Annotated in this window: 12 protein-coding genes; 7 read left to right on the top strand and 5 right to left on the bottom strand. The window is 70.3% G+C overall.

Annotated features, from left to right (window positions below; genetic code table 11):
- Positions 1-163: 163 nt before the first annotated feature.
- Complete coding sequence (locus ABD810_RS10325; protein ID WP_344937255.1) at positions 164-1468, bottom strand: ABC transporter substrate-binding protein; 1305 nt, start codon at positions 1466-1468, stop codon at positions 164-166.
- A gap of 361 nt (positions 1469-1829) precedes the next feature.
- Between ABD810_RS10325 and ABD810_RS10320 the strand changes: the two genes are divergently transcribed.
- From ABD810_RS10320 to ABD810_RS10310, 3 genes are read left to right on the top strand one after another with little or no spacing between them, the layout of a single operon-like run.
- Entirely contained in the window at positions 1830-3980 is a 2151-nt protein-coding gene (locus tag ABD810_RS10320) for a discoidin domain-containing protein (RefSeq protein WP_344937254.1), read from the top strand.
- Positions 3981-4040: 60 nt separating this feature from the next.
- A complete protein-coding gene (locus tag ABD810_RS10315) occupies positions 4041-6860 on the top strand; it encodes a carbohydrate-binding protein (RefSeq protein WP_344937252.1) in 2820 nt (939 codons plus the stop codon).
- Complete coding sequence (locus ABD810_RS10310; RefSeq protein ID WP_425566872.1) at positions 6853-8427, top strand: ThuA domain-containing protein; 1575 nt, start codon at positions 6853-6855, stop codon at positions 8425-8427. The genes ABD810_RS10315 and ABD810_RS10310 overlap by 8 nt, the downstream gene beginning before the upstream one ends.
- Before the next feature lie 186 nt (positions 8428-8613).
- Here ABD810_RS10310 and ABD810_RS10305 read toward each other — a convergent pair whose 3' ends face one another.
- A complete protein-coding gene (locus tag ABD810_RS10305) occupies positions 8614-9156 on the bottom strand; it encodes a PadR family transcriptional regulator (protein WP_344937249.1) in 543 nt (180 codons plus the stop codon).
- Positions 9157-9216: 60 nt separating this feature from the next.
- Between ABD810_RS10305 and ABD810_RS10300 the strand changes: the two genes are divergently transcribed.
- Positions 9217-9993, top strand: a complete 777-nt coding sequence (locus tag ABD810_RS10300) for an alpha/beta hydrolase family protein (RefSeq protein ID WP_344937246.1) — start codon at positions 9217-9219, stop codon at positions 9991-9993.
- Between the two features lie 77 nt (positions 9994-10070).
- On the top strand, positions 10071-11843 hold the full coding sequence (locus ABD810_RS10295) for a bifunctional metallophosphatase/5'-nucleotidase (RefSeq protein WP_344937243.1): 1773 nt from the start codon (positions 10071-10073) through the stop codon (positions 11841-11843).
- 80 nt (positions 11844-11923) lie between these two features.
- Here the strand turns inward: ABD810_RS10295 and ABD810_RS10290 are convergent, their stop codons facing one another.
- Positions 11924-14929, bottom strand: a complete 3006-nt coding sequence (locus ABD810_RS10290; protein ID WP_344937240.1) for a discoidin domain-containing protein — start codon at positions 14927-14929, stop codon at positions 11924-11926.
- Between the two features lie 258 nt (positions 14930-15187).
- On the opposite strand from ABD810_RS10290, the gene ABD810_RS10285 reads away from it, so the two are divergent.
- A complete protein-coding gene (locus ABD810_RS10285; protein WP_344937237.1) occupies positions 15188-17671 on the top strand; it encodes a glycoside hydrolase family 3 C-terminal domain-containing protein in 2484 nt (827 codons plus the stop codon).
- Between the two features lie 63 nt (positions 17672-17734).
- Positions 17735-18787, top strand: coding sequence for a LacI family DNA-binding transcriptional regulator (locus ABD810_RS10280; protein ID WP_344937234.1), 1053 nt, complete (start codon positions 17735-17737; stop codon positions 18785-18787).
- Between the two features lie 194 nt (positions 18788-18981).
- Here ABD810_RS10280 and ABD810_RS10275 read toward each other — a convergent pair whose 3' ends face one another.
- Together ABD810_RS10275 and ABD810_RS10270 are read right to left on the bottom strand one after the other, a co-directional pair.
- Positions 18982-19821, bottom strand: coding sequence for a carbohydrate ABC transporter permease (locus ABD810_RS10275; RefSeq protein ID WP_344937231.1), 840 nt, complete (start codon positions 19819-19821; stop codon positions 18982-18984).
- On the bottom strand, positions 19814-20833 hold the full coding sequence (locus tag ABD810_RS10270; protein WP_344937228.1) for a carbohydrate ABC transporter permease: 1020 nt from the start codon (positions 20831-20833) through the stop codon (positions 19814-19816). The genes ABD810_RS10275 and ABD810_RS10270 overlap by 8 nt, the downstream gene beginning before the upstream one ends.
- Between the last annotated feature and the right edge of the window lie 128 nt (positions 20834-20961).

Here is a 20961-nt window from a genome sequence, read left to right as displayed (position 1 = left end):
ACGGAAGGGCGGGGAAATCCGCCACCCCTCGCTGGCGGGAGGACGGGGGTCCGCCGCCCCGCCACCAAAGGGAAGGGCGGGCGACCGGATCAAGCACCTGCCCGCGGATCCGGGAGGCGCCTGGCCGGTCCGGTGGATCCGGACCGGCCGCACATCCGGCGGGCTACTTGATCCTCTCGAGATCCTTGAGCACCTGTGCCCACGCTTCCTCTGGCGACTGCTTACCCTGCTCGATGCGCTGCAGGCCGTTGTCGAACGCCTGGCGGACGTCACCGGACTTCGGTCCTTCGTGCTGCGGCTTGAGCGCCTTGGCCGCGTCCGTGAAGATCTTCCCGGTCGGGGCGTCGTTGAAGAACGGGTTGGTGAACCCTGTGATCGCCGGGTCGTCGTAGAGCGCCGGGATCGAAGGAAGTGCCCCGGCCTCGGAGAACAGCTTCAGCTGGCTGTCCTTGGTGGTCAGCAGGTCGATGAGCTCCGCCGCCTCCTTGGGATGCTTGCCCTGCTTGGGAGCCATCAGGTGGGTGCCGCCCTGGTTGCCGCCACCGCCGCCCGGCACCGCGGCCACGTCCCACTTGCCGGCCGTGGTGGGGGCGGCGTCCTTGATGCTGCCGGTCTTCCACGAGGGGCAGACGATGGTGGCGAACGACCCCTTGGTGAGGCCGGTGTTCCACGGCGGGCTGAAGGCCAGCAGCTTGGCCGACTCGTCGGCCTGGATCATCTGCACCGACAGGTCCCAGGCCTTCTTCACGTCGGGATTCGTGCCCGCGACGATGGTGTTCTGCTCGTCGTAGAAGCCGACCGGGGCCTGCTCGACCATGGCGCGGAAGTTCTCACCCGGTCCGTCGAACCACTTGGCGCCCGACCCCTTGGCGGCGACGAACTTCTTCCCCGCTTCCAGGTAGGCCTCCCACGTCGGCCAGAGCTTCGACACCTCTTCACGGTCGGTCGGCAGCCCGGCCTTCTTGAACAGGTCGGTGCGGTAGCACATGGCGAGGCCGCCGACGTCGGTGCCGAGGCCCAGCAGCTTGGAGCCGTCGGGCGACAGGCCCTGCTTCCACTTCCAGTCGAGGTAGTCGCCCTGCCGCTTGGCCAGGCCGTAGTCGTTGAGGTTGTAGAACTTGTCGGCCAGCGGACTGAAGGTCGCGATGTAACCGGCCTCGACGGCCTCGACGTCCGCGGCCCCCGCCCCCGTGGCCAGCTGCGTGGTGAGGTTCTTGTGGTGGTCGTTGAACTGCGCCCGGCGCTCGACGATCTCGACGTTCGGGTGCGTCTTCTTGAACTCCTCGTACAGCGGCGCGAAGTGGAAGTCGCTGAACAGCGCGACGGTCAGCTTGATCTTCTCGGCCGGCTGGGCGGCGCCTGACGAGGCACCGGTACCGGCGGCGCCACCGCCGCCGCAGGCGGTCACGCCAACGGCCAGAACAGCGGCGAGCAGCGGGGTGACCATCCCCGGGCGAAGCTTGCCCATAGACCCTCCCTGGGGGGTTATTAAACGATCATGAAGGGAGCGCTCCCTCAGAAGGGTCATTCCGTTCAGCCCCTCGTGTCAACGGGTTCGCACGTAACGATCGTCGTGACCTGGGCTCCGGATCAACCTCCGCGCAAGGGAGCGCTCTCATATTTCTCGCACCGTTTACTCAGCTCAGCGGCGCCGATCGAACCTTTCGGGAACATAGAGAGAGCGCTCTCAGCTCTGCATCGTGGGTGGCGGAGGGGTGTGAGGAAGGTTTCTTTCGAGTTAATTGGGCCCTTGACAGCTCCTTACACAAAAGCGCACTCTCGGTCTCCGGGAGCGCTCCCCGAACCCCCCTGCCTGACGAGGAGACGCCGTGAGTTCTTCCCGCAGCCCGAGCCGCTACCGCTTGGGGTTGCTCGTCGCCACCGCGATCGTTGTGATCATGTCCTGCCTCCACCTCGCCCCCGCCATGGCCGCCGACGCCCTGCTGTCACAGGGCAAGACGGTCACCGCCTCGTCGTCGGAGAACGCCACCTTCGCCGCGGCCAACGCGGTCGACGGCAACGCCGCCACCCGCTGGGCGAGCGGGTTCACCGACCCGCAGTGGATCCAGGTCGACCTCGGCGCGAGCGCCGCCATCAGCCGCGTGGTCCTGAACTGGGAGGCCGCCTACGGCAGGGCCTTCCAGATCCAGACCTCCACCGACGCCGCCACCTGGACCCCGATCTACTCCACCACCACCGGCACCGGCGGCACGCAGGACCTCGCCGTGACGGGAACCGGGCGCTACGTGCGCATGTACGGCACGCAGCGGGCGACGGCGTACGGGTTCTCGCTGTTCGAGTTCCAGGTCTACGGCTCGACGGGAGCCCCCTCGGCCTGCGGCACCGGCAACGCAGCGCAGGGCCGCCCCGCCACCGCCTCCTCCACCGAGAGCGTGGCCTTCGCCGCGGCCAACGCGGTCGACGGCAACGCCGGCACCCGCTGGGCGAGCGGGTTCACCGACCCGCAGTGGATCCAGGTCGACCTCGGCTCCGTCACGCAGATCTGCGGGGTGACCCTGACCTGGGAGGCCGCCTACGGCAGGGCCTTCCAGATCCAGACCTCCACCGACGCCGCCACCTGGACCCCGATCTACTCCACCACCACCGGCACCGGCGGCACGCAGAACCTCACGGTGAGCGGCAGCGGGCGCTACGTGCGCATGTACGGCACACAGCGGGCGACGGCGTACGGGTACTCGCTGTTCGAACTGGCCGTCCACACCGGCACCGGCTCCACGCCCACCCCGACTCCCACCATCACCCCGACCGGCGACCCCGGTGGCGACAGGCTCCTGTCGTACGGCAGGCCCGGCGTGGCCTCCACCACCCAGGACGACGTGAACTGCGGAGGCTGCACGGCCGCCAAGGCGTTCGACCGCGACCCGGCGACCCGCTGGGCGACCAGTTCCACCACCGGATGGGTCGACCCGGGCTGGATCTACGTCGACCTCGGCGCCGTCGCCCAGATCCACAAGGTCGTGCTCCAGTGGGACCCGGCCTACGCCAGGGCCTTCCAGATCCAGACCTCCACCGACGCGGTCACCTGGACCCCGATCTACTCCACCACCACCGGCACCGGCTTCAAGCAGACCCTCACCGTGAACGGCACCGGGCGGTACGTCCGGATGTACGGCACGCAGCGGGCCACCGCCTACGGCTACTCGCTGTGGGAGTTCCAGGTCTACGGCACCGGCGGCGCCCCCATCACCCCGCCACCGCTCCCGCCCGACCCGCGTAACCCCCCGCAGCTGGTCTGGAGCGACGAGTTCAACGGCCCGGCCGGCACCAAGCCGGACGCGGCCAAGTGGAGGCCCGAGATCGGCCCCGGCGTCAACAACGAGCTTCAGTACTACACCAACAACGACAACGCCTCGACGGACGGCGCCGGCAGCCTCGTGATGGAGGCTCGCAGGCAGACCACCGCGGGCTCGTCCTGCCCGGGCGGCCCCTGCCAGTACACCTCCTCCCGGATCAACACCTACGGCAAGTTCACCTTCACCTACGGCCGGGTCGAGGCCAGGATCAAGGTGTCGGGGACCAAGGGCCTGTGGCCGGCGTTCTGGATGCTCGGCGCCGACTTCTTCGACCAGGGCAGGCCCTGGCCGTACGTCGGCGAGATCGACATCATGGAGCACCTCGGCCGGGAGCCGCAGACCGTCTACTCCACCATCCACGCGCCCGCCTACTTCGGCGGCGGCGGCTTCGGCTCGCCGTACTCCATCTCCGGTGACTTCGCGAGCGGCTTCCACGTCTTCGCGGTCGACTGGAACAGCCAGGGCATGAGGTTCACGGTCGACGGCAACACCATCCACACGGTCGACCGGGCGACGCTGGAGGCGACGCGCGGGCCGTGGGTCTTCGACCACCCGTTCTTCATCATCCTCAACAACGCCGTCGGCGGAGACTGGCCAGGCCCGCCCGACGCCACCACCGTCTTCCCGCAAAGGATGCTCGTCGACTACGTCCGCGTCTACCAGTGAGCGCCACCGGGGTCCCGCTCCCGCGGGACCCCGGTCACCCCCCACCCCCTGGATGCCGCCATGCCCTCGATCCGCCGCTGGGCCGGCGCCACGCTGCTGGCGCTCGCCCTGACCGCCCAACCGCTCGCGGCCATCGCCGCGCCGGTCGACCCCACCCAGTTCCAGCAGGTCACACTCGCCAAGGGTGTGGCCGAGGTAGGCGAACCCATGTCCATGGCCGTGCTGCCCGACCGCTCGGTCGTGCACACGGCCCGCGACGGCACGATCCGCGTCACCGACGCCGCGGGGGCCACGAAGGTCGCGGGAAAGCTCTCCGTGTACTTCAACGACGAGGAGGGCATGCAGGGCGTCGGTGTCGACCCCGGCTTCGCCACCAACCGGTTCATTTACCTGTACTACGCCCCGCCGCTGTCCACCCCGCCGAACGGCGCCCCGCTGGACGGGACCGCGGCCGACTTCGCCCGCTTCGACGGGGTCAACCGGCTGTCGCGCTTCCGGCTCAACACCGACAACACGCTCGACACGGCGAGCGAGAAGACCGTACTTGAGGTCAAGACCAGCAGGGGCTTCTGCTGCCACGTCGGCGGTGACATCGACTTCGACGCCGCGGGCAATCTCTACCTGACCACGGGGGACGACACCGAGCCCGGCTTCAACGACGGCTACGCCCCGCTGGACGACCGGCCCACCCGCAACCCCGCCCTCGACGCGCAGCGCGGCGCGGCCAACACCAACGACCTGCGCGGCAAGCTGCTGCGCATCAAGGTGAACGCCGACGGCTCCTACTCGATCCCCTCGGGCAACATGTTCCCTCCGGGAACGGCGAACACCAGGCCCGAGATCTACGCGATGGGATTCCGCAACCCGTTCAGGATGAGCGTCGACAAGGCCACGGGCGTGGTGTACCTCGGCGACTACGGCCCGGACGCCGGCGCCGCGGGGCCGCGCGGCCCCGGCGGCCAGGTGGAGTTCGACCGGGTGACCGGGCCGGGCTTCTACGGCTGGCCGTACTGCACCGGGAACAACACCCCGGCCGAGACCTACGCGCACTACGACTACGCCACCCGCGCGGTCGGCGCCAAGTACGACTGCGCGGGCGGGCCCACGAACGGCTCGCGCAACAACACCGGGCAGGCCAAGCTGCCGCCCGCCAAGGCCGCGTGGATCACCTACGACGGCTGCTCGCTGCCGGAGTTCGGCTGCGGCGCCGAGTCGCCGATGGGCGGCGTGGTCTACCGCTACAACACCAACGTCAGCTCGCCGGTCAAGTTCCCGCAGTCGCTGGACGGCCACTTCTTCGCGGGCGAGTTGCAGCGCGGGTGGATCAAGGACATCATCGTCAACGCCGACGGAAGCCGCGGCGCGATCCAGCCCTTCCCCTGGTCGGGCAAGACCGTGATGGACATGGCCTTCGGCCCGGACGGCGCCCTGTACGTGCTCGACTACGGCACGGGCTGGTTCAACGGCAACGCCGACTCCGCCCTCTACCGCATCGAGTACATCGGCGGCGGCACCGGCGGGCGTGCGCCCATCGCGGCCGCCTCGGGCACCCCGCTGAGCGGCAGGGCCCCGCTCAACGTGGCGTTCTCCTCGGCCGGCACCTCCGACCCCGACGGTGACGCGATCACCTACTCGTGGGCCTTCGGCGACGGCGGCACCTCGACGGCGGCCAACCCGGCCCACACCTACACCGCCAACGGCACCTACGTGGTCACGCTGACGGTACGCGACAGCACGGGCAGGACCGCGACCGCCAACGTCACGGTGACCGTCGGCAACACCGCGCCGGCCGTGAGCATCCAGCTCCCGCTGAACGGCCAGGTGTTCTCCTTCGGCGACGCGGTGCAGTACCGGATCACCGCGACCGACGCCGAGGACGGCACGATCGACTGTTCCCGAGTCAAGATCAACTACATCCTGGGGCACGACACGCACGGCCACCCGATGGCCACGGGGACCGGCTGCACCGGCACGCTCCAGACCCCGCTCAACGGGGAGCACGACGGCGCCGCCAACCTGTTCGGCGTCTGGGACGCCGAGTACACCGACGCCGGCGGCCTCACGTCCCACACCCAGGTCGTCACCCAGCCGAGGACCAGGCAGGCCGAGCACTACACCGCCTCGCAGGGGGTCGCGCTGTTCGACAAGGCGGCCGCCCACGGCGCCAAGACCGTCGGCAACATCGAGAACGGCGACTGGATCTCCTTCGACCCCTACGTCCTCGCGGGCATCACGACGTTCGGCGCCCGGGTCAGCTCGGGCGGGGTGGGCGGCTCCATCCAGGTCAGGGCGGGCTCCCCCACCGGCACGCTGCTCGGCACCGCCACCGTGCCCGTGACCGGAGGATGGGAGACCTTCACCGACGTCACGGCCCCCCTGTCCGGAGCCCCTGCGGGCACGACCAGGCTCTACCTGGTGTTCACCGGCGGCGCGGGCGCGCTGTTCGACCTCGACGACTTCACCCTCGGAGCGGGATCCACGACGCCCACCCCGGGGCTGCTGTCGGCGGGCCGTCCGGTCACCGCCTCCTCCACCGAGAACGCCGGCACCGCGGCCGCCAACGCCGTCGACGGCAACACCACCACCCGATGGTCCTCCACCTTCACCGACCCCCAATGGATCTCCGTCGACCTGGGCGCCAACCGCTCGATCACCAGGGTCAAACTCACCTGGGAAGCCGCCTACGGCAGGGCCTACCGCATCGAGACCTCCACCAACGGCACCACCTGGACCCCCGCATACACCACCACCACCTCCGACGGCGGAACCGACGACCTGACCATCACCCCCACCACCGCACGCCACGTCCGCATGTACGGCACCCAACGAGCCACCGGCTACGGCTACTCCCTCTGGGAAATGGAGGTCTACGGTGTCTAAGCTCATCGGCCTCGTCGCGGCACTGGTGGTCGCCGTCGCCGGCATCGGCGCGCCGGGCGCGCTCGCCGATCCGGCCTACAAGGTGCTCGTGTTCTCCAAGACCGCCGGGTTCCGGCACGACTCCATCCCCGCAGGCATCGCCGCGATCAGGGACCTCGGCACGGCGAACGGATTCACCGTCGAGGCCACCGAGGACGCCACCGCGTTCAACGCCGCCAACCTGGCCGGATACCAGGCGGTGGTCTTCCTGAGCACGACCGGCGACGTGCTCGACACCGGCCAGCAGGCGGCCTTCGAGTCCTATGTCGCCGCGGGCGGCGGTTACGTGGGCGTCCACGCCGCCGCCGACACCGAGTACGACTGGCCGTTCTACGGCGGGCTCGTCGGCGCGTACTTCGCCTCCCATCCCGCCATCCAGCAGGTCACGGTCCGGGTGGACGACCCCGCTCACCCCTCGACGGCGCATCTCCCTGCCGCCTGGGTGCGGACCGACGAGCTGTACAACTACCGCACCAACCCGCGTGAGGTCGCCCACGTGCTCGCCCGGCTCGACGAGTCGACCTACACCGGCGGGTCGATGGGCGCCGACCACCCCATCGCGTGGTGCCAGAACTATCGGGGCGGCCGGTCCTGGTACACCGGGCTCGGGCACACGCAGGCGTCGTACGCCGAGCCGGCGTTCCGCGCCCACCTGCTCGGCGGGATCCGGTGGGCCGCGGGCGTCGCCACCGGCGACTGCTCGGGGCCACCGCCCTCGTCCGCGGTGCAGGCGGAGGGCTTCTCCTCCCAGTCCGGCGTCCAGGTGGTCGACAAAGCCAGCGCGCGCGGCGGCAAGGCGATCGGCTACGTGGACAACGCCGACTGGCTCGGCTTCTCCGGCGTCGACACGGCCGGGGCCACGGGCTTCTCGGCGCGGATCGCCTCGGCGGGCGCGGGCGGCACCATCCAGGTGCGGTCAGGCTCGGCCACGGGCACGCTGCTCGGTTCGGTCACCGTGCCGGTGACCGGCGGCTGGGAGACCTGGCGGTCCGTCTCCACCACGCTCGCCGGTACGGGCGGCGGCCCGCTGTACCTGGTCTTCACCGGCGGCGCGGGGTCGCTGTTCGACATCGACGAGTTCACGCTGACCCGCGGCCCCGCCCCGACGCCGACGCCGACCGTGACCCCCACGCCGACGGTGTCGCTGCTGTCGGCGGGCCGTCCGGTCACCGCCTCCTCCACCGAGAACGCCGGCACCGCAGCCGCCAACGCCGTCGACGGCAACACCACCACCCGATGGTCCTCCACCTTCACCGACCCCCAATGGATCTCCATCGACCTGGGCGCCAACCGCTCGATCACCAGGGTCAAACTCACCTGGGAAGCCGCCTACGGCAGGGCCTACCGCATCGAGACCTCCACCAACGGCACCACCTGGACCCCCGCATACACCACCACCACCTCCGACGGCGGAACCGACGACCTGACCATCACCCCCACCACCGCACGCCACGTCCGCATGTACGGCACCCAACGAGCCACCGGCTACGGCTACTCCCTCTGGGAAATGGAGGTCTACGGGACCTGACGTCCCCGGTCCCGGCGGCCCGCCGCCGGGACCTTCCTTCACAGATCAGCCAGCACGGCCTCGGCGGCCCTGCGCCCGGAGACCAGGGCTCCCTGGGTCGACCCGGGGTCGACGGGCGCCCCGCGGCGCCCTCATCTTGACTTCGGGACCGGGCCTCGAAACGGATGCGGAGATCGCGGACGGCGGTTACGAGCCCGCGCCGAGCTGCTCGATCATCCACCTGCACCAGGCGGCGCGGTGCCTCTCGTAGCTGAGCCCGCACCACAGCGTCGCGTAGTTGCCGAACGCCGGCCGATCGGCCGCGGGAACGTCCTCGAAGTCCGCCTGCTGCCGCTCGTACTCGGCGATCCGCGCCTCGTGCTCGGCCAGCCGCTCCCGGAACAGCTCGGCGACCTGCTCGGGGTCCGCCAGCCACGAGGCGTAGCTCTTCAGGACCAGCTCGTCCCGCTCGGGCCGGGAACGCGGCGGCTCGGTCACCCAGTCGCGCAGCGCCTCCCTGCCCTGCGGGGTCAGGTGGTAGACCTTCCTGCCCTGCGGCCCGGGCCCGTGCTCGGCCTCGAACCGGACCAGATCCGCCGCCAGCAGCTTCTGCAGGTCGACGTGGATCTGGCTGTGCCCGGCGGTCCAGAAGTACCCCAGGGGACGGCTCATGGCCGTCGCCAGCTCGTAGCCGGTGCGGGCTCCTCTGGCCAGGACCGCCATGATCGCGAAACCAAGTGTTGAGGTCATCGTGTTCCCAGGGTAGTGTGCCCAACTATGTCAGTTCAGACATAGTTCAGGAGGCGGACGATGCGGAGAACAGTCGGCGTGGTGGCACTGGTCCTCGTGCTCGCGGCATGCGGGAACCAGCCCGGTACGACGAACGCCGGCCCGGCGCCCACCCCCACGACCGCCACCACACCGCCCGCGCCGCCATCGAGTCCCACCCCCACCAGATCACCTCTCAAGATCCCCACCGGGCCCAACCTGTCGGGCTGTTACACCGAGGAGGACGGCAAGATCTTCTCCTATGGGGACGATCTGCCCGGCGTGGTGATGGGCAAGGGCGAGGTGGGCGCCGTGATCACCTACGAGCGCGGGGGCAGGGCCTGCACCTGGCGTCCGCTGGCCGACCGGCTGGTGGCCGGCGGCTATCGCGTGCTGCTGTACGCGCGTGACCTGGACGCCGTCCCCGCGGACAACGTCGTGGCCATGGCCAGGCGGCTGGACAAGGAGCGCGGCGTCAAGCGGCTGTTCCTCATCGGCGGTTCGATCGGCGGCATCGCCTCCGTGGACGCCGCGCCGAGGCTTGAGGGCATGGTCGCGGGGGTGGTGAACCTGGCGGGCGCCCCCAACCCAGCCGACTCCGCCAAGCTCCGCGTGCCGTTGCTCCAGGTGACCGGCGAGAACGACGGCAGGATCCCGGCGGCCATCCAGCAGGCCCACGACGCCGCGACCGGGTCGCCCGACCGTCGCACGATCGTCGTCCCGGGCGAGTCGGCGCACGCGTCGTTCCTGTTCGACACTCCGCACGGCCAGGAGGTGCTGGACGGCATCATGGCCTTCGTGGATCGGCACAAGGGCTGAACGGCGATCAGAGGGCGATATGCCGCGAACGATGTCTTGTGACCCCTAAGTAATACGGCGTTACTAAGGTCCCGAGCATGAGTTCCAGAATCGGCCGGGCTCTCGCCGCCGGTGCCACCACCCTCATGGCCCTCGGTGTCCTCGCCCCCGCAGCACCCGCCTCCGCCACGCCCGACCACTCGGTGACGGTCACCGTGATGGCCAGTTCCGACATCCATGGCAACGCCCTCAACTGGGACTACTTCAAGAACGCCGAGTTCGACGACAGCGCGCACAACGACGTGGGCCTGGCGAAGGTCTCCACCCTCGTCAACCAGATCCGCGCCGACCGCGGCGCCGGGCACACCCTGCTGTTCGACTCCGGCGACACCATCCAGGGCACTCCGCTCGACTACTACTTCGCCAAGGTCGAACCGATCACCGAGACCGGTCGGACCCACCCCATGGCCAAGGCCATGAACGCCATCGGGTACGACGCGGTGACGCTCGGGAACCACGAGTTCAACTACGGCCTCCCCCTGCTCGCCAAGTGGGTCAAGCAGATGAAGGCCCCCGTCCTCGGCGCCAACGCGGTGTCGGCCAGGACCGGCCTTCCGGCCTACCTGCCGTTCATCATCAAGACCATGAAGGTCGACGGCGGCAAGCCCGTCAAGGTGGGCGTGCTCGGCCTCACCAACCCCGGCGTCGCGATCTGGGACAAGGCCAACGTCGAGGGCAGGCTGAAGTTCCTCGACCTGGTCGCCAGTGCCAAGAAGTGGGTGCCGGTGATCCGCGCCCTCGGTGCCGACGTCGTCCTGGTCACCGCGCACGCCGGCGACAACGGCCTGTCGTCCTACGGCACCGACCTCCCGGTCGAGAACGCCTCCGCGCTGGTCGCCGAGGAGGTCCCCGGGATCGACGCGGTCCTGTTCGGCCACGCCCACAACGACGTGCCGCAGAAGTTCGTCACCAACAAGGCGACGGGCCGGCAGGTACTGCTCACCGAGCCCGGCAAGTGGGGCCAGCGCCTCTCGGTGGTCGACTTCACCCTCGCCAGGCAGCACGGCAGGTGGGCCGTCACCGGCAAGTCCTCCACCACGCTGAACACCAACACCGTCGCAGAGGACCCCAAGATCGTCGCCCTGATGAAGGGCCAGCACGACAAGACGGTGGGCTACGTCAACCAGGTCGTCGCCCAGTCGAAGGAGCAGCTGTCCGCGGCCGAGTCGCCGTACAAGGACACCGCCATCCTCGACTACATCCAGAAGGTGCAGACCGACCTGGTCGCCAAGGCCGTGGAGGGGACGGCCGACGCGTCGCTGCCGGTGCTGTCCATCGCCGCGCCGTTCAGCCGCACCGCCGTCTTCCCGGCCGGTCCGGTGAGCGTCCGTGACATGGCGGGCCTGTACGTCTACGACAACACGCTGCTCGGCGTGAAGCTGACCGGTGCCCAGATCAAGGACTACCTGGAGTACTCCGCCAAGTACTTCGCCCAGGTGGCGCCGGGCGCGCCGATCGACCTGGCGACCCTCACCAACGCCGGCGGCACCCCCGACTACAACTACGACCAGTTGTCGGGCGTCTCCTACGACATCGACATCTCCAAGCCGGTCGGGCAGCGCATCGTCAACCTGTCCTACCAGGGCCAGCCGGTGACCGGCGACCGGCAGTTCGTGGTCGCCATCAACAACTACCGGCAGTCCGGCGGCGGCGGCTTCCCGCACGTCACCACCGCCCCGGTCGTCTACAACGCCCAGGTGGAGATCCGCCAGGCGCTGATCGACGCCGCCACCGCCTCCGGCACCATCGACCCCGCCACCTTCGCCGACCCCAACTGGAAACTCGTCCGCGAGGGAGTGCCCGTCTTCTAGACGCCCTCGCCGACACGGCCGTACGCGTTTCCATCGCGGCCTCCAGCACGCTGGAGGCCGCGATGCACGTTCGCGCGAGACTATCTGTACACGCCGAACTCCCACAGGGAGTAGCCGTAGGTGGTGGCGCGCTGGGTGAGGTTGAGGCGGACGTATCTGGCGGAGGCGGTCAGGTCGATGCCGTCGAAGCCGCCGTCACCGGTGGTGGTGGAGTAGGCGGTGGACCAGGTGGAACCGTCGGTGGACGTCTGGAGCTGGTACGCCCTGGCGTAGGCGCCCTCCCATCCGAGCTGCACATGCTTGATCGCGGTCACGCCGCCGAGGTCGACCTGGATCCATTGGGGGTCGCTCCACTCGCTCGCCCAGCGGGTGGTGAAGGCGCCGTCGACGGCCTTGGAGGGCAGGAAGGGCGCGCCGTCACCGGTCGGCTGGTAGGACGACGCGGTGGCCGGCCTGCCGAGCGCCACGTTGGTGCCGCTGACCGGTGGGGCCACGACGCGGAACGACTTCTGCTCGATCCCGACGTTGCCCTGACCGTCGTAGGCGTAGACGTAGACCTTCCACACCCCCATCCGCTGGGGCGCGGTGACCGAGAACCGGCCGGGAGCCGTCTCGGTGAACCGCACGTGGGAGAAGCCGGTGTTGCCGGTGATGTGCTTGTCACCGACCATCAGGTTGTAGCGGAGCGGGTCGCCGTCCGGGTCGCCGGCGGTGACGTCCACGGTGAAGCGACCGCCGGCGGGCACCGCGGTCTGCGAGCCGACCGTCATGGCGGTGATCTCCGGTGGCGTGTTGGCCGACGGCCGGCCGGTGTAGGCCTGCTTGAGTGCGTGGTAGCCGAGCCGGCGCCAGCCACCCGTGAAGGTGTTGAGCCACACGCCGCCGAAGTCGTTCTCCAGGCCGTAATGGAACTCGGTGGCCCCCAGGGCGACGCCGGGGTGCGCCTTGACGGCGTTCCAGCTCGCGGTGTAGCCGGCGCGCTTCTGCAGGTCGGTGGGCTCGGCCGGGACGCCGTTGACGTCGTTCGGCACCTCCCACTCCCCCGCGGGCCCGCCCTCGGTGATGATGTACGGCTTGGTGTGCCCGCCGTCGATCCACGCCTGCTTGACGCCGCCGATCGCACCGTAGGAGTTGACCGCGAGCAGGTCGAGCGCGGGGGCGTGGGCCTTGTAGTACGGCCAGGCGCCGGTCCAGGCGTCGGTCGAGGTGACCGGGTGGTTGGGGTCGGCGGCGTGGACGGCCTGGGCGACCTCATTGACGAACTTGGCGTAGCCGATCCGCCGTGCCTCGACCTCGGCCGCGGGCAGGCCGTGGTCCTGCATGGTCAGGATCACCTCGTTGCCGATGTCCCACATCAGCACGCCCTGGTGTCCCTTGAGCGCGTTGACGCGGGCGACGATCTCGTTCTTCACGCTGTTCTTGTAGGCGGTGTCGCCGACGTAGTCGGCGCCCTGGTTCAGCCAGTGCCCGACGACCACCTTGATGCCCTGCTGGGCGGCCCGGTTGAGCAGCGAGGGGGTGTTGGCGTCGTCCACGCCCCAGGTGCGGACCGTGTTGACGCCCATGGACTTCAGGTCCCGCATGTAGCCGTCGGCCGCCGCCTGCGGCGGGCCGTAGGTGAGGCCCTTGAGTTCGTACGGCGCGCCGTTGACGTTGAGCTGCCAGTTGCCCTGGGTTCCGGTCACCCTGACCACGCTCGGCCCCGCGGGGGTGGCCGGGTCGGTCATCGCCGGGGGCACGGTGCCGGTGCTCCTGGCGACCGCGACCGACTCGACGCTGAGGACGCCGCCGGAGGTGGTGGCCGGGGTCGGGGTGGTGAACCCGGCGACGGCGTTGGGCAGCGAGCCGCCGATGGCCAGGTCGAACCGCAGGTAGAAGCCGTGGTGGACGGCGGCCTGCCATGCGGCCACCCCGACCTGGCTCTCGCGTACGACCCACGTCTGCTTGCCGTCGAGGAGGAAGCGGATCTCCTCGTCCGTCTTAGTACGGTCGATGATCTGCGTGTACTCGTGATAACCGGTCTGGCAGCCCGTGCAGGAGGCCAGCCCGCTGGTACGGCCGTCGTACTCGTTGCACACTCCGCCGGGGGCGGTGCCGCAGTGCAGCGTGTTCAGCGACTGGCTGCGGCCGTTGACGTCGGTCATGATGTCGGTCTCGCCCACACCCGGCCAGTTGGTGTAGTTGCCTCGGTAGGCGGCGCCGGTCGCCCGGAAGCCCGGCCAGTAGCCCGTCGCGTCGGCCACGTCCGGCTGCTTGAGCGTCGCGGTGAACCTGAGCTGCTCGCCGGGCCGGGGGGTGAAGTCGGTGCGCTGCGTCTCGACGCGCCCGGAGGTCCAGTTGCCCGCGCCGTCCCTGATGGCCTTGATGGCGAGCCTGCCGCCGCCGTCCAGCGAGACGTTGGCGGTCGAGGCGCTCATGGTCTCGACCTCGCCGGTACCCCAGTTGGCGGCGCCGCCCGGGTACTGGGTGCCGGTGCGCAGGAGCCAGTTGGCCCCCGAGGGCGAGGTGCCGGCGGCGCCGTTGAAGTCGTCCCGCCAGAGCTCGGTCCAGGTGCCGGGGACCGTCGGGGTGGGAGTGGGCGTCGCTCCTGTGCTGCCGTAGACCTGGAACTCCCACAGCGAGTAGCCGTAGCCGGTGCCCCGGGCGGTGCCGTACATCCGCACGTACCGGCCGGTGCCCGAGACGGCAAGGGTCTGCACGCCGCCGGTGCCGGTGGACGTCGAGTACACGTCGGTCCAGGCGGACCCGTTGTCCGACACCTGGATCGCGAAGCTCCTCCCGTACGCGGCCTCCCAGGTCAGCACCACCTGGCTGAGCGTCGCGACGGCGCCGAGGTCGACCTGGATCCACTGCGGATCGCTGAAGGCGCTGGCCCAGCGGGTGCCGGTGAGGTCGCCGTCGACGGCGGCCGAGGCGCTGTAGGCCGCGCCCTCGGTGGAGGACGCCGTCGCGGGCCTGCCCTGGGACAGCAAGGTGTCGACGGCCATGGCGGGGGCGGTGAGCGCGAGGCCCGACGCGACCAGCGCGACCAGGGCGGCGACGAGCAGGCCCAGTCGGTACCTGGCTGGGCTACGGGATGGATGCACGATCTCTCCTCGGTACGGGGGTGCCGGCCGGTGTACGGCTGGGGCAACGATGGGAGAGCGCTCTCCGAATGGAGAGTGCACCCGCTCGACAAGCGCTGTCAAGACTCAGCGGCAACCCGGGTGAAACATGCCGCTCATGCCGGGGAAACGTGTGCGTCGCAGTGACCCGCGGCGATCGCCCCCCATTGACATCCCCGCCTGGGACGGTGACCCTATGGCCAGAACGGAGAGCGCTCTCCAATCCTGGAAGGAACCAGAGTGACCGACGACGAGTTCGACGACGTGGTGCGAAAGCTGGATCTGGAGCAGAAGGTGAGGCTGCTCACCGGAGCCACCGCGTGGCGGACCCATGCGGAGCCGGACATCGGCCTGCGTTCGATCGTGACCTCCGACGGGCCTATCGGCGTGCGGGGCCAGGGATGGGACGAGCGCACCACCTCCCTGACCCTGCCCTCCCCCACCGCGCTGGCGGCGAGCTGGGACGAGGGCCTGGTGGAGCGGCTCGGCGTGCTACTGGCGGCCGAGGCACGGCGCAAGCGCGTCGACGTGCTGCTGGCCCCCACCATCAACCTGCACCGCTCGCCGCTCGGCGGACGGCATTTCGAGTGCTACTCCGAGGACCCGCTGCTGACCGCGCGGATCGGCGCGGCCTATATCCGGGGTGTGCAGTCGCGCGGGGTCGCCGCCACGGCGAAGCACTACGTGGCCAACGACTCCGAGACCGAGCGCCTCACGCTGGACGCGCGCGTCGACGAGCGCACGCTGCGCGAGGTCTACATGGTTCCGTTCGAGGCCGCCGTCGAAGCGGGCGTGTGGGTGGTCATGGCCGCCTACAACGGCGTGAACGGCGCCACGATGACCGAGAACCCCCTGCTCGCCGAGCCGCTGAAGGGCGAGTGGGGTTTCGACGGCCTGGTCGTGTCCGACTGGGGCGCGGTACGCTCCACGGGCGCGGCGGGACGGGCCGCCCAGGACCTCGCCATGCCCGGGCCGGACGGGCCGTGGGGCGACGCCCTCGTGGCCGCCGTGCGGGCGGGCGAGGTGCCCGAGGAGGCGGTCGACGAGAAGGTCCGGCGCCTGCTGCGCCTGGCGTCCCGCGTGGGCGCCCTGTCCGCGGAGGACGCGCAGCCCGAGGAGGACGCCCGGCCCGAGGAGGACACGCGGCCCGCGCCGCCGGTCGCCGGCACCCACGCCGCGCACCCGCCGAACGACCCGGTCAGCCGGGCGCTGCTGCGCGAGGCGGTCGTGGCGGGCACCGTCCTGCTCCGCAACGAGCGGTCGATCCTCCCCCTGGACCCGGGACGGCTGCGCAGGGTCGCGGTGATCGGCCCCAGCGCCGCCGAACCCCGCATCCAGGGCGGAGGCAGCGCGGGCGTCTACCCGGTGTCCTTCGTGTCGCCTCTGGACGGCATCCGGGCCGCCCTCGCCGGCCGGGCCGAGGTCACCCACGCGTCCGGCGTGCACATCGCCGGCCGTCCCACGCCGCTGGACCTCGGCAACTCCCGTAACCCCCTCACCGGCGAGCCCGGCGTGCTCGTACGGCTCCTGGACGAGACCGGCGCCGAGGTGCACGCCGAACACCGGCTCACCGGGCGCATCCTCGAACCCGCGCTCGTCGGCTCCTCGGCCACCGTGGAGATCCGGGCGCGCCTGTGCCCGCAGGTCGGCGGCGCGTGGAGCCTGGCGGTGTCCGGATGGGGCCATGTGTTCCTCGAGGCGGACGGCGCGACGCTGATCGACGAGGAGGTCGCGCGCGACACCGACGACCCGGCGACCGTGCACCTCACCCCGCCGTACCGGCACGCCAGGCTGGACCTCACCGCGGGCCGGGAGGTCGAACTGGTCGCCCGGCGTCGCCTGGAACCCGGCACCGGGCTGGCCTCGGCGCTCGCCGCCGACCCGCCGCGCCGCGGCGACGAGGAGGAGTTCGCCGCGGCGATCGAGATGGCCAGGGCCGCGGACGTCGCGGTCGTGGTGGTCGGCACGACCGAGGAGGTCGAGAGCGAGGGGTACGACCGCGAGGGCCTGTCCCTGCCGGGTGAGCAGGACGCCCTCGTCCGCGCCGTGCTGGCGGCCAACCCCGACACCGTCGTGGTGGTCAACGCGGGCGGCCCGGTCGCCATGCCGTGGCGCGAGCAGGTGCCGGCCGTGCTCCTGAGCTGGTTCCCCGGGCAGGAGTACGGCGGCGGCCTGGCGGCGGTGCTCTTCGGCGCGTGCGAGCCCGGTGGGCGCCTTCCCACCACCTGGGCCGACCGCGCGCTCATCGGCACCACGCCCGTGGACGGCGTGCTGGAGTACGCCGAGGGCCCGCACATCGGCTACCGGGCATGGCTGCGGCAGGACGCCGCTCCCGCGTACTGGTTCGGCCACGGCCTGGGGTACACCACCTGGGCGTACGAGAGCATCCAGGTGGGGGAGAGCGCCGAGCCCGGCCGGCCGTTCACGGCACGGGTGCGGCTGCGCAACACCGGGGAGCGGGCGGGCGGCGAGGTCGTGCAGGTCTACCTGGCCCGGCCCGAGAGCGAGGTGCCGCGCCCGGCACGCTGGCTCGCCGGATACGCCCGGGTGGAGGCCGAACCGGGTGAGAGCGTGGAGGCCGAGATCGAGATACCGGCGCGCGCCCTGCGGCACTGGTCGGCCGAGGATCACGCCTGGGCGGCAGAGCCCGGTGCCTTCGCCGTACTGGCGGGCCGCTGCGCCGGGGACCTACCCTTGGAGACCACAGTGACCACGCCCGCGTGACAGCCGAGGCCGGGGCGGGTGGGAAGCCTGGAGAGCGCTCTCCCGCCATGCTATAAAAGCCACATGAGCGAAGTACGCCCGCCTCTGCCGGCCTCCCCCACCCTGGAGGACGTGGCGCGCGCGGCGGGTGTCTCGCGTGCCACCGTCTCCCGCGTGATCAACGGCATCCGCAACGTCGACCCCGTGATCCAGGAGACGGTCAAACGGGCCATCGCGGAGACCGGCTACGTGCCCAACCGGGCCGCCCGCTCCCTCGTCACGCGCCGCACCGGGTCGATCGCCCTGGTCGTCTCGGGCGCGGGCGAGGAGAGCGGGGAGAACCCCTTTCACAGCCAGGTCTTCGCCGACCCCTTCTTCGGCCGCGTGGCCAGCGGCGTCGTGGGGTTCCTGCGACCCCGGGGCATCCACCCGATCCTGATGTTCGCCGAGACCGCCGAGGCGCGTGCCCAGGTCATCGCCTACCTCCGGCAGGGGAACGCCGACGGGGCCGTCCTGGTCTCCACCCAGTCCGACGATCCGCTGCCCCGGCTGCTGGTCGACGCCGCGCTGCCGGCCGTGCTCTTCGCCAGGCCCTCCAAGCCCCTCCCCATCAGCTACGTCGACGTCGCCCACCGCACGGGGGCGAAGCTCGCGGCCGACCACCTGGTGGCCCGGGGCTGCCGCCGCGTGGCCACCATCGCCGGGCCGCTGGACGTGCAGGCCAGCCAGGACCGGCTGGCGGGGTTCCGTGACGCGATGGCCGCGCACGGCCATCCCTACATCCCGTGCGTCGAGGGGAACTTCACCCTCGACAGCGGCGAGGCCGCGATGGAGCGGCTGCTGAGCCAGCACCCCGGCATCGACGGCCTCTTCGTCGCCAACGACCTGATGGCCCAGGGCGCCCTGCCGGTGCTGCGCCACCACGGGCGCCGGGTGCCGGACGACGTCGCCGTGGTCGGCTTCGACGACAGCAGCGCGGCGACCGCCAGCCGCCCCCCGCTCACGACGATCCGCCACCCCGTCGAGGACATGGCCGCCGAGATGGCCCGGCTGCTGCTGACCCACGTCGACGACCCGGACCAGCCGGTGACCTCGATCATCTTCGAACCCTCCCTGGTGATCCGCGACTCCGCCTGAACCACTTCACGGTAGGCCTCAGAGCTGCAAGGGCAGGCTTTTTCGAACCGGTTCTTCACCAGGACGATCGACTGCTCCATGGTGTGCATGGCGAGATGAACCAGTCTTTCTTCCTGTGCCCCACATGCCCTAGACCGGTTCAGCTCCGGGTGTAGGTGTGGCGATCACCTTCTTTCCTGGAGTTCACGCTCTTGTCACTTCACCGCACCGGCGGTGAGACCCTGTACCAGGTAGCGCTGCAGGAGTAGGAAGCCGGCCACGACGGGCACGCTGACCACCAGGGATGCCGCCATGACCTGGTTCCAGTAGACGTCGTTCTCCGTCGCGTAGCCCCGTAGCCCTACGGCCAGGGTGCGGGTGGACTCATCGGTCATGACCGAGGCGAACAGCACCTCTCCCCATGCCGTCATGAACGCGTAGATGGCCACCGCCACGATTCCGGGGATCGCGGCCGGGATCACCACCCGGAACAGGGCTCCGAGCGGCCCGTTGCCGTCCACCTTGGCCGCCTCGTCCAGTGCCACCGGGATGGAGTCGAAGTAGCCGACCAGCATCCAGATGGAGAACGGCAGCGAGAAGGTCAGATAGGTGATGATCAGCCCGGTGCGGCTCCCGTAGAGCTCCAGCCCGGTGATGTTGCCGAGGTTCACGAAGATCATGAACAGCGGGAGCAGGAACAGGATGCCCGGGAACATCTGAGTGGACAGCACGGTGACCGAGAAGAGCCGCCGGCCGGGGAAGCGGTAGCGGCTGACGGCGTAGGCGGCGAAGATCGCCACCACCACCGAGAGCACGGAGGCGATGGACGCCACGATCACGCTGTTGACGAAGTAGCGGGCCAGCGGGATCGTCTTCCAGATGTCGGCGAAGGGCCGGAAGCTGATCGTCGAGGGGATCCAGCGGAACCCGCTCTGCACGTCACGTAGCGGCTTGATGGACGAACTCGCCATCACATACAGCGGTGTCAGGGTGAAAAGGCCGAGGAATCCAAGGCCGATCCAGCGCGCCCAGGGCAACCAGCGCGGCTCATGCATGGGTCCTCCTCCGGGAGGTGATCATCAGGTACACCGCGGTCACCACGAGGAGGAACAGCAGCAGCAGGACCGACATCGCCGAGCCCGAGCCGAAGTTCCAGGTGATGAAGGAGCTTTGGTAGATGTGCACCGAGATGAGGTCCGCCTGTTGTGGCGCCGCCTGACCGAACAGCACATACGGGGTGTTGAAGTCGTTGAAGGTCCACAGGAACAGCACCAGGATCAGCACCTGGTTCACCGGGCGCAGCATGGGGAGCGTGATGGAGCGCAGTTGCCGCCACCAGCCGGCCCCGTCGATGGCCGCCGCCTCGTACAGGTCCCTGTCGATGTTCTGCAGCCCGGCCATGAGGATCAGGAAGGCGAACGGCCACGACCGCCACACGCAGACCACCACCACCGCGGCGAAGCTGTTCGGGCCGATCAGCCAGAACGGACGGTCGTCGGCCAGGTGCAACTGGTCGACCAGGATGTGGTTCACGAACCCGGTGTCGCGCTGGAACATGAAGCTCCACGTGATCACCCCTGCGTAGACGGGCAGCGCGTAGGGGACCAGGAAGAACGTGCGCAGGAACCCGCGCCCCCAGAAGGCGCCCTGCATCAGCACCGCCCCCATCGTGCCGAAGAGCCAGGAGAACCCGACCGCCAGCGCGGTGAAGCAGACGGTGACGATGAACGAGTGCAGCAGCGAGCTTCCGACGGCGGAGTCGAAGTCGACCGCGACACGGTAGTTGGCGAGCCCCACGAACGGGGCGGCCGACCAGTTCCTGATGAAGAACTGCGTGAGCTTCAGGAAGCTCATCCCGACGCCGATCAGCATCGGCACCACGTGGATGAGCAGTTCCAGCACGATCGCCGGCAGGATCAGCAGATAGGGCACGCTGAGCCGGCGCAGCCGCACCGGGAACCTGCCGGCGACCCGCGACGGCAGCCCTCCCGCGGGCGGGGGCGGCCCGCCACTCGCCTGCGCGATCTCGCGGCGCTCGTCTTGGCCGGGCGTGGTACGGGCGACCATCGATTCCTCTCGATTCGGCAGGGCGGACGGACCGGCGGGGGCATCGCACGGCGCCGGGACGGGCGGCGATCGCGGGTGGCGATCGGGGAAGCCGCCCGGCCCGGCACCGTGGCGCTGGGCGGTCGGCG

The sequence above is a fragment of the Sphaerisporangium flaviroseum genome (genome assembly GCF_039537005.1).
In the GTDB taxonomy this organism is placed as follows: Bacteria; Actinomycetota; Actinomycetes; order Streptosporangiales; family Streptosporangiaceae; genus Sphaerisporangium; species Sphaerisporangium flaviroseum.
This window is presented reverse-complemented; position numbering and strand designations above follow the sequence as displayed.